The organism is Methanobrevibacter smithii ATCC 35061 (assembly GCF_000016525.1).
Taxonomy (GTDB): domain Archaea; phylum Methanobacteriota; class Methanobacteria; order Methanobacteriales; family Methanobacteriaceae; genus Methanocatella; species Methanocatella smithii.
This window is the reverse complement of record NC_009515.1, coordinates 1,629,802-1,645,817: the sequence shown is the minus strand read 5'-3', so window position 1 is coordinate 1,645,817 and position 16,016 is coordinate 1,629,802. Positions and strand designations below refer to the sequence as shown.

Sequence of the window (16,016 nt, the reverse complement as noted above, 5' to 3'; positions counted from 1 at the left end):
AAAGTTATACTAAGTAAAGGAAACTTTATAAATTGAATGTTGGCAGAAATTATTAAGATTTATAGTTAGTTACCAAACTTTTGTTTCATAAATCGATTCTTTGTAGGTTTTTATTGTTAATTCTTGTAAAAATTCTCTTGATTCTAGGTAATGATGTTTAATTTCTCGTTTCATTTGTCTCCATATTTGATCTATTGGATTTAGATGTGGAGAGTATGGTGGAAGGTATATTAATGTAATATTGAGATGTAGTGCTATTTTTTTGATGAATGCAGACTTATGAACGCTGAAATTATCTAAGATTAAACATATCCTTTGTTCGGTTTGCATTTTTGTTATCATGTCTTCTTTTTCTAATAAATTTAAGGTTATTTTTCTTCTTATTTCTCTTCTTTTTACATTATTGAATGATTCTCGATTGCAGTGTTTTCCAATGATTCTAGCAATTGTTGAGGTTGTATCGTCTTTATATTTTTCAATTGTTTTTATTATTTTTTCTGTGAAAACTTTGTTATTTTCATTGTTTTCCATTAAAATTTCATCTATTTCTTCATCAGTTAATTTAACTTCTTCAATTATTTTATTTAATAATTTTACGACATTTTTATTTTTTGTATTAATACATCTTAATTTTAGGAGTGCTATTGCTATTTCTGGTGCTGTTGAAGAATTTGTGATTGTGGTGGTTGATTTTCCATTTATTGATAATGATCCTGTGGCATTGATTTTGAATTTGTAAAGGATTTACAGTTTGAGTGTGTTTTGTTCCTCTTTTATATAATGATTTTTGAGTATATGGTTCATTTTGAAAGGATGCTTCATCAAACAAGACTATAATATCGTTAGATGATATATTATGTTCTTCTAAGTTTTTTTTAATTGTTCTTCTGCATCTTCAGGTGATTTTGAAAATTTAGGATATGCTTTGCTGTAATTGTATCCTAATTTTCTCACAATTTTTCCTATTTGCTTTAAACTATAATCTGCATTGAATTTTTCATTAACAAGAAGATGTACATCTTTCATTGACATATTTGGTGTTTTTTCAATGATTTTATCTAATTCAATCAATTGATCATAAGTTAATTTTGATGGCCTTCCACCACCAAATGATGGTTTTAAACCTTCTAATCCTTCAGATTCACAAGTTTTTATCCATCTATGAACTGTTTGATATGATTTTCCCAATATATTTGCCGCATCTGCAATTGTATTTCCTTCACTAACTATTTTAACTGCAATTAACCGCTGATAGTATCTATGATATGCCACATAAGTACTTATTTCTTCATCCAAAGCAGTTTTTGTCATTTTGTTAAAAACATTAATTTTAGATTTTCCTGACATATTTTATAATCTATCACCCATCTATAATAAAAGTTTGGTTAGTAACTATAATAAAAAATAAGAAAAAATAAATCAAAAAATTAAAATTTAAAAAGTATCCTACATAAAAAAAATAAGAAATTTATTCATTAAATGAATAAATTAATGACTTGTCACATTTAAGGTATTATAAACTAGTTTATCTTCATAGTTTCTAATAGAAAATGCTGTGATAATTTTATATACTCCAGGGTTAAGATTAATATTTAATTTTGCATAACCTGTTTCATTAACCTGTTTAATATATGAAACTCCGTTAACTTTAAATGTCACTTGTCCACCAGACAATACATTTCCATTAACATCACTTAATTTTACACAAAAAGAATTGCCCCTTTCAACTGTTTCATTAACAGCACCTATATTAACTGCCATATTATAAATCCAAATTTGATTAGTATTAACAACACCATTATATTCAGTCGTTATTGTATAAATATTAGAATTTAAATTAATGCTTAAAGCCGCTATACCATCATTATCAGTAGTTTTAACATAAGAAACACCATTAATGGTAAATTTAACAGTTGCATTAGGTTTAACTTTACCTTCACTATCATAGATAACTACTTTAAATTTAGACCCATCTTTATAGTACATTGAAAGATCATCACTTTCTATGTTAGATAAAACATTAACCATATTATGATTAACAAAATCACCACAAGAAGTTATAACCTCATATTTACCAGGATTAAGATTAATATTTAATTTAGCCTCACCAGAACTATTAGTAATACGGGAATAAACAATTCCATTAATAGAAATATCTATTGTTTTGCCTCCAATAGGATTTCCAGCATTATCAACAAATTTAACAATAAATTGACTTCCATTTCTTAAAATTTTAGTTAAATCATGTGAAATAATTTGAGACAAAACTGTAACTGAACTATTAACAAATGATTTAGTCCAATTTCCACAACCTCCAAAACTTGTACTTACATAATACATTCCAGGATACAAATTAATATTTAATTTAGCCTCACCAGAACTGTTGGTTATTCTATTATAATTTACACCATTAACACAAATAACAACATCCATATCTGAAATAGGATTACCATAAATATCCTGCAAACGAACAACATATTGAGTAGCATTCTTATAATACTTATTAAAGTCATTAGCAACTAAAATAGTAGCATATGGATTAAAATCACTAACAGTATCAGCTACAATTAAAGTACTTGCATAATTACTGCCACCATACCATTCATTATCCTCAAAGTTAACTTTCAATAAATAATAACCAATATCTAACTTACATGTTAAATTAGCTATTCCTTCATCATTTGTTTTAACTTTAAATATCTGTTTAACCCCAGTACTTTGACTAATTGATGTAATAACAACAGTCTCATTAACAAGCAAACGTCCATAAATATCAGTTAATTTAACAAGATAATTATTAACCGTTCTATTAAAAATAACAACGGAATCTGCAGAAATTTGAGTGCCAACAGGATTAATAATTAAATCACCTTCACTAGAAGATGCAAAGTTTAACTTATCTCCACCATATTTCACATAAACATTGTATTTACCCGGAAGTAAATTAACAATAATCCCTGCACGTCCATTTTCATTAGTAGTAACATCAAATGTTTGTGCAATTTTACCATCAGATAAAGTAATAGATAAAGTTTCATTAAATAAAACCCTATAGTTATTATCTCTAAGTAATACTGTTAAAGTATTACCCCTACCATTAAATAAAGACTGTTCAATGATTACATTAGTTCCAATAGATAATATATTAAATAAACCAGTACTTGAAGACCCATAATGCCAATTATCACCAGAATAACTTACATTAACATTATAATTTCCACCAGATAAATTAAGGTAGAATCCTGCTTGACCTTCCCAATTAGTAAGAGCATACTTCTTATAAACAATACCATTTGAACTAGTTATAGTAAATAAAACTATTTGATTAACAACAGCATCACCTAAATTATCATAAAGATACATATATAAGAAATTACCATTACCATAAAATGTTTGATTACTTTTAACAAATACAGAAGTATAATAAGGCATTACAACCAAATTAGCACTATTCTGAACAGGTTTAAAGTAATCATCACCCTTATAACTAGCTTTAAAAGTATAATTACCCATACTACAATTAAGAATTAAACTAGCTACACCAAAACTATTAGTTATTAATGTATGATTTTGATAAACATCAGTTCCGTTTAAAATTAATAAATTAACTGTTTTATTAGATATAACATAACCATTTACACTTTTTAAAACAAATGAATATGCAGTTCCTTTACCATAAACAATAATATCTTTTAAATCAATTATAGTGTTTTTATTATAAAATATTAAACTGATTGTTTGATTATCTATACTAACTGTAGCTGAAATATCTTCACCATTAAATGAAATATTTACTTTAGCTTGATTATTGATTAATGGAATAACATTTGGATTTATTTTAACCATTGAAGAGTTAAAGATAGCTATTCTAGAAGGTAAATTTCCACTTATATTATAAATATTACTTTTATTGTCCGTTACTTTATTTAAACTAGCAATTAATGTATTATCCTGAATATCAAATGTCAATATAACCCAATTTTTAACTTCAACACTACCTGCAGCATTATAAATATTCGCATCATTTGGTCCTCTGTTAGATCCCCACCAACAATCAGAAACAACTAAATTACCACCTCTATGAAATATATCTTTACCTAAAACAGCATTATTTTTATAAAATACTGAACGAGTAATGTTTAATGTAGAATAATAAATTCCACCTGCACCCATAGCTGTTCCATCATTATAAAACACTCCACCATAGAATACTGAATTGTTTTCAAAAGTACAGTAATCTACAGTCATATTTCCACCATTTAATATTAATCCTTTTCCACTAGTATTTCCATAACCTTGAGCATGGTTATTACTATTATTCCAAAAAGAACAATTATACAAATAGACATTATCTGAATAAGAATACCATGTATTTATAATAACATCATTATTTTTAGTGAAATTTGAATTAATAACATTTTGCATATTTCTAATTATTGAAAGAGTATGGCCAGTTACAAATCTTAAAACTGGACCATTATCTTCACTTATCAATGTATTATTCATCACACCATTTGTTAAAGAATAAATAGAACCTCTATTATTTATAAATTTAGAAGCATTTACTAAAAATGATTTAGAGGCATTAACACGCATAACAGATGCTAAATTGTTTTTAAAAGTACAATTATTAATTAAAACATTTTCTGCACCTACATTAATTATAAATGATGGAGATACAACATCCAATTTATCAGCATATGTTTGGCTATCCCATACAGTTTCCCAAGCATAACCTTTACAATTAGTAAATACTGAATTTTCAATATTCACGTCAAAATGTTTAAAATAATTATCTCCAGTATAAAAGTATGATCTAATAACAATATCTTCTAAATCCGTGAATAATGAATTATTAATAAATAAATCATTACTAGTGTAAATTACACTTTGATTAGAATAATACTGATAAGATAATGCTTGATATGATTTATATTTATATTTATCTCCCCCATCAATATTTTTAATAATACAATTATCTATAATTGTTTTTCCAGAGTTATTTACAAGTGGGAAGAATTTTGATTTGTCTTCAGCTGTTAAGGTCAATTTCATTAAATTTAAATTTCCTCTTAGTGTAACTGTAAACATTGTATGAAAATTATCTCTGTATAATATAACCTCACCATTATAACTGGAAAATGTTAAAGTTTTATTAATTAAAAGTCCAGAATTATTCCAACCATAATAACTTCCTTTTGCAATCAAAATAGTGTCACCATTTAAAGCTACATTAACTGCTTTAACTAATGACTTATATGGATTATTAATAGATCCATCTCCTTTTTCATCAGAACCTGAATTTGAAACATATATTTTCCCATTATTAACACCAGATCCCACTGTTAAAGTAGCAAAATAATCATCAATCATTGCAAATAATAATGTGTCTTTAGAATTACCATAATAAGTAGTTGAAAATACATTATTTACTAAAAATCCACCATTTTCTTTAAATTTACCATTATCTGCTTCAAGTTGAATATAAACATGAGGTAAATTAACACTAGAAGGCAAACTATATGTAGATTTTCCATTACATGTTTTAAAACTAACTAAAACATCAGTAACGGTTTTAGATGGAATTATGGAACTTCCAGTATTTTTATCAGTAAAAGTCATTATTAACCATCTATTAGCTTGTTTAGGAATGTTTTCATTAGAACACCATAAATTATCATCAACATTGATTTTTGAGTTAATAAAATCATAAGTATTGATAAATGAATAGCTAATATCAACAATAGAGTTTGTTGTATTAATTAAAGTCAAATAAGATTCTTTAATATGTATACCACTATCTTTAACAAAGATACCTGAATTTTCCATAAAGTATGAAGATGAAATATCTATTAAACTTTCAGCATCCTGATATTTACTTGATGAAATATTATTATTAACAAATCTTGAATTTGAAATAAACATGTCATAACTGTTTAAAATAGCCTCACCTTCAGCAGCAGTGTTGGATTCAAATAATGAATTAACAATATTTGCAAAACCAAAGTTGGTTATAGCTCCACCATAATATTTTGCAGTATTATTCTTAAATTCAGAATTAGTAACAGTTAAATTTCCATAATTTAATATAATACCTGCTCTTAAACCAGTTGCATTATCAAAGAAACTATTTTCCACAGTAAGATTACCATAATTTATAATAGCTCCATATGTTTTAACATTTAAATAATTTGTATTAGCAAAGCTAATGTTTTTTAAAGTTAAACAACCTTTATCTCCAATGTAAAATATATAATCTTTATAATCACCATTAATAATAGCCAGTCCATCACAAGAAGTAATAGTTAATGTTTTATTAATGATTATCCCATTATTTTCTACACCAGAATAATTTCCACCTTTAAGATAAATTGTAGAATCATTATTTGCTAAATCAACAGCATTTTTAATATTACTTATAGGATTATCAATAGTCCCATTTCCATTAGCAACTATATTTGAATCAACATATACTGAATTATCTACTTGAGAATCACTTATAACTGTAACATTTACATCTTCAGCAGATATAGCTCCTAATGAAACCATAAATAATACAAATAAAGACAAAATTAAAATTGGTTTAAAATTGCTCATTTATTCATCCTCCTCTTTAGAATTACGTTTATATCCAAATATAATTAATAATATAATGACTATTAAAAATATAATTCCATAAATTATATTATATCCAGACAATGCTTTTTTAACATCTTTATTAAGTTCATAAATTGCATTATTTGATGAAGCTGAAGATGGAGATCCTGCTTCACTCCCACCAGCTCCAGAACTTGAAGATGAACCTAAATCACCTAATGTGCCTTGGTTAGAATAGGCTGTTCCATTAAATCCACTACCAGAACCAAATCTTCCACCATGACTTCCGGAACTTCCACCAGCATTAGTTCCACTTCCAGAACCCATACCATTACCAGATCCAGAACCAAAACCACTTCCAGTTCCTGTTCCAATACCCGTTCCAAATCCATTTTGTCCAGGTCTCCCTGGGTTTAATAATCCTCCAGTACTTGGACCTACAATTGGATTATTATTTGATTGACCAGGTCTTGTATTGCTTCCAGGTTTATTAGGATTAGGATTAGGATTCGGATTAAGTACATCCCATGAAATTTTATCTTTAATCCATTCCCTGTAATATTGTGCATTTAACCAAACATCTTCTCCAGGGCCACTATTACTACCCCACCAATTACCATTTAAATCAATATTGTTAACTGGTTTTGTAGGATAATTTATTTCAACTGAAAGAGTATGTTTACCATCTCCTCCAAAGTTATCATAAATATTAGAATTTTTAACATTCATGTTTAAATTTCTAACATAAAATGCTCCACCACTATCAAATCCTTTATTATTATAAATTGTTGAATTATAAATATTTAGAGAACCTACAACATGATTTCCAATACGTTGACCATAATAAGATATAGCACCACCTTTTCCAGCATTATTATCAGTAATATTACATAAATCCATAGTTATATCAGAAGACCAAAATTGTATTGCACCACCACCAAAACTTGCAGAGTTTTTAAAGAATGTGGAATTATAAATTTTACCTTCAGATTCACTTATGCATAAAGCTCCACCACTATTTTCTCCAATTTCATTTGATGTAAATGATGAATTAGCAATGTCTAAATTTGCATTAACAATATACATAGCTCCTCCACCACCTGCAAAACAGGTATTTTTATCAAATGTTGAATTGATTACTTTAAGATCGTGTTTTTGAGTAGATGCACTTAAAATAGCTCCACCATAATTAAATGCTCTATTAGATTTGAAATTTGAATTAATAATATATAAATTTCCACGATTGTAAATAGCTCCTCCAGATCCTAAACGAACACCAAAATCATCTTCTTCAATAAGATATTCAGCATCAACTTTATTATTTACAAAATTACAATCTTCAATACTAAGAGTAGCTTTTTCTAAATTATAAATAGCCCCTCCAGAGCCTTTAATATAACAACTATTATTAGTAAAATTTGATGATTTAATATCTAATTTATTATAATTAGTGATAGCTCCACCATTTTTAGCTTTATTTGATGAAAATGTAGAGTTTCTTATAATTAACTCACCATAATTAACAATAGCTCCACCATAAGTTAAAGCTGTGGAATTGATTACTGAAACATTTTCTAAGTATAGTTTTCCTAAATTGTAAAATGTTGAACCTGTAGTTGCATTTGCATTCATAAATTTAATATTAAAAACTTTTAATGAACCGGATTTAGTAATATTAAATAAACTACCTTTACAATCAACTATAACCTTACCTAATCCTTTAAGAGTAAGTGTTTTTGAAATTGTAATATAATCTTCAGTATAATTACCTCCCAGTACATAAACTATTCCTTTATTAATTACCTTATTTAGTGCATGTTTTATTGTTTTAAATGGATTATTAATAGACCCATTACCTAATTCATCACTACCTTCAGGTGATACATAAACATAATAAAGTTCATTATTAGTTAAAGTAGCTGATGGAGCATATATTGCATTATCAGCGTATCTGTTCCAATTATCACTAATTAAATAATTATCAACAATAGAAATTTTGCTAGAATTAACCTCTACATAAATTGCATAATCATTTCCAGGAGCATAATTAGAAATAATACTATTTTCCAAAATCAATGCATTAGAAGAACTATTTGATAAATAAATACCAGTTTGACTTACATTAGATATAAATAAATCATTATTTCCAGTTCCATTTATTGTAAAATCATTATATCTTAATACATCCCCTGATGTTTTATATCCTACATAACCATAAGAACCATTAGCTATAGCTATTAATGTATTATTATCAACTAATGTGTTTTTAGCTTCAATTGAATTAATTAAACAAACAATAGATCCATTTCCTTCAATAATATTGTGGATAATTTTTGTGTTTGTAGTCCAAATAGTACTCATGAATACTTTGAAATCTTGTGAATAAATATTATAAACACCATAAGCATGATCACGTGCATCTATTCTAATATTATTGTTTCTAATAATTGTATTATCAGCCATTGCATTATAAATAGCAATTACATCATTATTTGAATTGATTACAATATCATTATTTGAAATTACATTATTTTTTGGACTTAAACCATAATATTCATCATAATAATTATAAATAGTAATTCCAGTTAGGGTACCATTACCCCTTATTTTAACAGTATTGTTGTTAATTAAATTATTAAAACTTTCTCCAGTAATAATGATAGCTGAAACATCTTTAGAAGACACTAAATTAATATTATTATTTTCAATAGTAATATTTAATGCAAAATATAAATTAAATGCAACATTTTCAACTAAATCAAAGTTTAAATTTTTAATAGTTGAATTACTTGATTTTGAATTGAAATTTAAAGTTGCATCAATTAATGAATTCTTATAATAAGAAGTTAAAATAACCACCTGATTAAAAGTCAAAGTATAATGTTTTGATTTTAAATTATCAAACATCAACACATCTTTTTGAGTTATTAACTTATTACTAAACATACCATTTGAATCAAAGTAAGTTTCAACATTATCATCATAGATTACATATTTATTTTCTTTTAATGTGATATTTCCACTGATCAAACCTAAAGCATTGGAATAAATTACACAATTAGTTATTTCAATATTATTTAAATCATCATTTGCAAAAATCACCTCTGTTTTACTTAATCCTATTAAGTTAATAAAACTAGATTCTATAACAACATTAGATGTATTTGAGAAATTTAATGATTTTACTAAATCACCAATTGCACTAATATTATTTTTATCCAAAACAATATCTTTAGAACTAGAAATTGCTAATGGTGAAATAACATTAGAAATAGACCTAGCTATAATATTATTGCCTAAAATATTCAAATTATTAGACCCATTAATTAAAACACAATCAAAAACACCATTTCCTTGAAGATGGATTGTATTATTAACTAAATTAGATGAATTTAATAAATTTATAATAATTCCCTGAGCTATTTTATTAGCTTCTAAAATCACACTATTTTTTACAAATGTAAGATTATCAGAATTATTAAGTAAAATACCTTGAATTAATGTATTTTCACCAGTAATATATACATCATTATCAATAAGTTCAGTATTATTTGATAAATTTAAAGAAATTCCAAAAATATCTTTCATTTGAGAAACAGACATTATATTATTGTCTTCTAAAGTTATATCACTTACATTATTTATGATAATCGCATTTTTATCTGTGTTTTTAAAATTCAATGATTTAATTAATGTTCCATTTGATCCAGTTACTAAAGAAATAGTAACATTGGTTAATATATTAACTAAACCTCCATTTAATAAAGTCATTTTTTGATTAATCAACATGTCCTTATTAGAAAGTTTTGTAATTACCAAAACAATAGAATTAATATCTTCAAATTTAAAACATCCTTTTTCATCAAAATAGACATTAAAATTATCATCACTGATAACTATACCACTATAATTTAAAAGAACACCATTAACAACATTGTCTTTAATATTATTTGAAAATGGATCAGTAATATTCTCAACAATACCTACAGCTGCATTTGTAGTAATATTATTATTTATAATAGTTGTATTATACACAGTCCCTACCAGATAAACTCCGTAAGAAGCTGAATTGATTATATTGTTTGTAATATTATTATGATTTATTTTACCTTGATCAATTTTAGCATAATAAGAAACACCTAGTACACCACGAGTATAATAATATAAATCAGATACTGCATCAATATAAACTCCATATAAATTAGAAGATATCCTATTTCCACTAATAACATTATTAGAAGACAATATATAAATTCCAGAGTCAACAGCAGTTCTTATAGTATTATTTATTATAGATACATTATTTTCAGCAACTCTAATTCCTTCACCAAAATTACTCACTTTAATATTATTATTTAAAATTAAAACATTTTCACTTTCAACATTAACTGCATAATATCCATCAACTAAACTAATAGTATTAGATATTAAAGATGCATTTTTTCCAAATACCCAAATTCCAATTGAAGAATTTTCGATTATATTATTTTTAACAGTTATATTGCTACTTAAAATAGCTATAGCCATAGATGTATCTGAAAATGAATTATTCTCAATAGTTAAATTAGCACTACTTACGGATAAAGCTAAATTAGACACACCAATAAATTTATTTCCATTTATTGTAGAATTAACACCTAAACCACTAACACCGTCACGAACATTAAAAATAGTGTTGTTTACAATATTTACATTACAATTACTTAAAAGAGACATTCCAATAACCCAAGGAGAGTTCCTATTTAAAGAACACATGTAATTATTGATAAATGAATTATTAAAACACTTACCAGAACCACTATAACCTGCATGACCCCACGGATTATAATAAATTACATTAGCTGCAGTTGATTGGAAATAATTATCATAAAATAGATTATTATCACATTCACTCATAGGCACACAAGTACTTAATGTACTTACAAATTTATTTTTATATATCTTATTATTAGATGATGAACCCATAGGAAGTGCAAATACTCCCCTACTATCTGCTAATTGAACAGAATTATTATATACATAATTATTATTTGTATAAAATAAACCAATACCACTTAAATCAATACTAGGTATACCATCTACAACATAATTTACTTTATCATTAATAATAGTTAACCCATGAATACTAGAACCATCACTACCTTTAACTAATTTAATATAACCATTTTTAATAATATCACCATTATGCATAGTAGTGATTTCTAGTTGTTTATTGATAACAAATGTTTTATCTGTAACATTACCAATATGTATTCTATCTCCATCATTGATATTAGACTCGGGATTCATCTCACCTGAATAAACATCAAAATAATCACCATAATTATCATCAGTAATAGTAATTACATTACCAGTATAAACATTATCACATACAATAACATCATCACTTGGTAACGTAAATATAGTATTATTACTATTTTCAGCATATAATGGTGTGAATACTATAATAGCTATAATTGCATATATTACTAATAATATACATTTATTAAACCTCATAAGTAACCTCCACTAACTGTTATAATATTATTCATAGTTTTAGCTTCATATGCATTAGATAATAAACCAGAAGTTATCATATAATGACCCGGATTAAGATTAATCTTAATAGATGCAACACCTAAATCATCAGTTTCACGATAATACATTACTCCATTAACAAGCATTCCCACTTTTTGTCCGATGATTGGATTTGACAAAGCATCAGAAAATTTAACTTTATAAAATGTACCTTGTTGAATATTAACACTAGATGAAACTATAGTAACAGGCATAGCTGCAATTGAAATGGTATTATAAACAGTTTTTCCATCATAACTTGCTGAAATACCATAAACACCAGGATTAAGATTAATATTTAAATAAGCAACACCATTAGAGTCAGTTACCTTATTATAAGTAACACCATTAATAGTAATTGCAACATTTTTATTAGGCATTATATTTCCATCAAGATCACATAATTTAACAGAATATTTTGTTCCATCTTTATAAAACATTGAAATATCACTAGTTTCAATTGTTGATAAAACATTAACAGAACTTGAAACAACTTCCTGACCATCAGTTACAGCAAAAATATAATTATTCGGATTTAATCTAACATTAAGTCTAGCTTCACCACTACCATTAGTAATACGATTATATTGAACACCATTTGCAATAATAGCTAATGAAGCATTTGTTTTTGGAGTTCCATCATCATTTACCAATTTAACAATAAATTTATTATTATCTACAAATTTTGTAATTATCTTGGATAAAACAACTATTTTATTGGTATTTAATGATTTAACATAATTATCATCATCTTCAAATAAAACAGTTATATTATAAACACCTGGGAAAAGGTTTATAGACAATCTGGCTTCTCCTTTATCATTAGTTATTTTATTATAAGTAACACCATTAATTGTGATTTTAACTATTTTACCAACTAGAACATTACCTAAAACATCTTTAAGGACAACATCAAACTGGGATCCGTTTTTATAATATTTAGTTAAATCTTTAGAAATAATAACTGTTTCAAGAGGAATTGAAGATATTCTTAATATAGCTGAATTTGAAGAATTTGCATATTTATTATTTCCTTTATAAATAACTGAAATATTATAAAATGATTTACTTTCATCAACTGTGATAGATTTACTGATAGTTAATCCAGTAACATTATTTGAACTTATTAATTTATTATTTAAATAAATTTCAACAATACCGAAATCAACTGCCAATCCTGTTTTATTATCCTTAATATTTACATTAATTTCAACTATGTCCCATATTTTAGCTGTTTTTTGAGATAAATCTATATTAGTATCTACTTTATGTTGATTATAAAGAGTTATATTTAATTTAGTATTATCTGTAAAGCTAACTACTACATTTCTATCATCATTAGCCGTATTAATAAATTCAAAGATATCATTAATCAATGTACCGGAATCTAAAGAATTACTTCCTTTGGAAGTTATTAAAGTAAATCTAACCGGTTTTATTGGAACATATCTAACATCATAATCTTTATAATCACTTCCATCAAATAATTTATAAGAAATAACTACTTTATAGCTATCATTAAATAAGTTTTCTGCAGATAAATGTTTAACAATCCAATAATTTAATTTAACATTTGCAGTTGTATCAATCATATTTTTAGGAGTTTCATCAATCCAATAATTATAATTAAAATCTAAATTTCCCTTTTGATTATCATTATTAACAATGATTACTTTATTATTATAAAAACTTGAATTTCCAACAGTTATGGTATTTCCTCTAAATTCCACATTTCCTCCATCAAATAGACATCCGTTAAAATTACTTTTATAATCATTAATTGAACTGAAAGTTAAAGAGTTTATATTTATAAAAGAGGAATTATAAACATTCCATATCATTCCATTAACAGACCCGCTTAACCAGTTACTATTTTTAAATACAGAATTATCTATTTTCACAAAGGATTTATCATAAGCAACTGCAAAATTGCAATCATTATCTGCATAATTAACATAACTCATAGTAACATTTGTATTACTTGCTCCTAAAAACTTACATCTGGAATCAAAGCTTTTTAAATTTTTAAATGTTGAATTAAAAAACTCCAAATAAACATTTTCTGTATTAACTGCTGTAGAATAAAAAATATCTGTTGAAGAATAATTATTTACAATACAATTATAAAATCTTGCATTAGCATCATAATTAAATAAAACACCACCATAGAATCCCAAGTGTTTTGAATCTACAAATGATGAATTAATAACCTTTAAATTAGCCAAATCATAATTGGATATTGAAGAACCTGCAATATTTTTAAAAATACAATTATCAATAGTTAAATCTGCATAATTAGAAATAACCCCAATATTATTTTCTTTTTTATATCCTGTGCTTTTAGCTTTAAAATTAATTAAATTTAAATTAGATAAAACATATTTAAATCCGGAAATTGATCTTTCATTAGCTGCAAACCAATTAGAACCACTTCCATCAATTATGACTTTAGAACCAATAGCTGCAATTTGAATATTCATACTACTTGGCAAACTGATATTAGTATTGCCTGCTCCACTATAAATTCCATCTAACAAGTACACTTTCAAGTTATATACATTACCCGCTGATTTAGCAATTGCATTAGCTATTGTAGCATAAGGATTATTAAAAGACCCGTTACCATTTTCATCATTACCATTAACAGAAACATACACTACAACTTCATTAGAGTACTTTCCATCATAATCAGCAGGATAAATATTGCTTTCCAAAACACCATTAACACTTGAGTTAATTCTCAAAATATTGGAAATACTATTTAAGTATTTAGGTTCAGAATAATAAGATCCACCTACTCCATTATTTCCTGTAACACTAGAATTAATAAAAGAATCATTAAATAAGTTACAGTTTATCATATAAATAGATCCGCCTTTGGCATATTCCCAGTTTGTTCTGAAGTTTGTTGAAACAACATAATTATTAATAAAATTACTGTTTTTCACAGAAGGAACATTATTTAAATAAGTACCTACATAAATAGCTCCTCCAGAAATTGCATTTAAACAGTTACCTTTTGCAAAATTACCTACAAATCTGCAGGAATCAACTAATAAATCACTTTTTAATGAATAAACAGCTCCACCATTAGCATTCCCATATTCATCATTACAGGTAACTGAATTATTAATAAATACTGAGTTATAAATTTTACAATCCCCATTTTCTATAGAAGATATAGCTCCCCCAGTATTGAATGCAAAATTATTCCTGAAAATACAGTTATCAACTAATAATGTACCGGAATTGCATATTGCACCACCTTCAACACTTTTACAATCAACAATAGATAAATCTCTTAAAGTAACTACAGAATCAGCATATATATTAAATGCATAATATGCACTACTTCCTTTAATTATAGTTTTATCAGCTCCTGCACCAACAATAGTTATTGAACCACCTTGGCTTAAATGAGCTTTATTGATTGATATCATCACATTTCCATTTCCTTCAAATGTACCTTCCCCTAAATGAATAACAACATTATCACGAGGATTAGATACTTCTACTGCTTTATTTATTGAATTAAATGGGCTATTAAGTTGACCGGAGTTACTATCATCTCCTCCTAAATCAACATAAAATTCATTTCCATCATAATCCTGAGCAACTATGCTGGAATTAGTATTTTCATCAGTTGCAGAAACTACAGACAAACATAGTAAAAACAATAAAATAAAAAATACTGTTAAGAATTTTTTCCTCATAAAACACCTCATAATTTTATATAATAATAAAATAACTTTATTATGAAGTCAATTATGTTTTTATTAATAAATAAAGTTAATTGAAATATATTTAAAAAAGCATTAAGAAAATAAAAAAAATATATAATAAACTATTATTACAAGGTGTAG

The 16,016-nt window shown here is 25.9% G+C and carries 5 protein-coding genes; all 5 read right to left on the bottom strand.

All coding sequences use genetic code 11. The features are described 5' to 3' along the window. Positions 1-69: 69 nt before the first annotated feature. On the bottom strand, positions 70-531 hold the full coding sequence (locus MSM_RS07970; protein ID WP_011954613.1) for a transposase: 462 nt from the start codon (positions 529-531) through the stop codon (positions 70-72). A 333-nt stretch (positions 532-864) separates the two neighbouring features. After that, the gene (locus tag MSM_RS07960; RefSeq protein ID WP_011954612.1) at positions 865-1,347 is read right to left on the bottom strand and encodes a helix-turn-helix domain-containing protein; all 483 of its coding nucleotides are present in this window, start codon (positions 1,345-1,347) and stop codon (positions 865-867) included. A 141-nt stretch (positions 1,348-1,488) separates the two neighbouring features. Then, a complete protein-coding gene (locus tag MSM_RS07955) occupies positions 1,489-6,597 on the bottom strand; it encodes a right-handed parallel beta-helix repeat-containing protein (protein WP_011954611.1) in 5,109 nt (1,702 codons plus the stop codon). Further along, positions 6,598-12,093, bottom strand: a complete 5,496-nt coding sequence (locus MSM_RS07950) for a right-handed parallel beta-helix repeat-containing protein (RefSeq protein ID WP_011954610.1) — start codon at positions 12,091-12,093, stop codon at positions 6,598-6,600. Beyond that, the gene (locus MSM_RS07945) at positions 12,090-15,866 is read right to left on the bottom strand and encodes an adhesin (RefSeq protein ID WP_048058645.1); all 3,777 of its coding nucleotides are present in this window, start codon (positions 15,864-15,866) and stop codon (positions 12,090-12,092) included. The genes MSM_RS07950 and MSM_RS07945 overlap by 4 nt, the downstream gene beginning before the upstream one ends. Between the last annotated feature and the right edge of the window lie 150 nt (positions 15,867-16,016).

What these genes read in the sequence shown, in the direction of transcription:
- MSM_RS07970 (WP_011954613.1), bottom strand. Translation starts at nt 531, where the DNA reads ATGGAAAACAATGAAAATAACAAAGTTTTCACAGAAAAAATAATAAAA.
- MSM_RS07960 (WP_011954612.1), bottom strand. Translation starts at nt 1,347, where the DNA reads ATGTCAGGAAAATCTAAAATTAATGTTTTTAACAAAATGACAAAAACT.
- MSM_RS07955 (WP_011954611.1), bottom strand. Translation starts at nt 6,597, where the DNA reads ATGAGCAATTTTAAACCAATTTTAATTTTGTCTTTATTTGTATTATTT.
- MSM_RS07950 (WP_011954610.1), bottom strand. Translation starts at nt 12,093, where the DNA reads ATGAGGTTTAATAAATGTATATTATTAGTAATATATGCAATTATAGCT.
- MSM_RS07945 (WP_048058645.1), bottom strand. Translation starts at nt 15,866, where the DNA reads ATGAGGAAAAAATTCTTAACAGTATTTTTTATTTTATTGTTTTTACTA.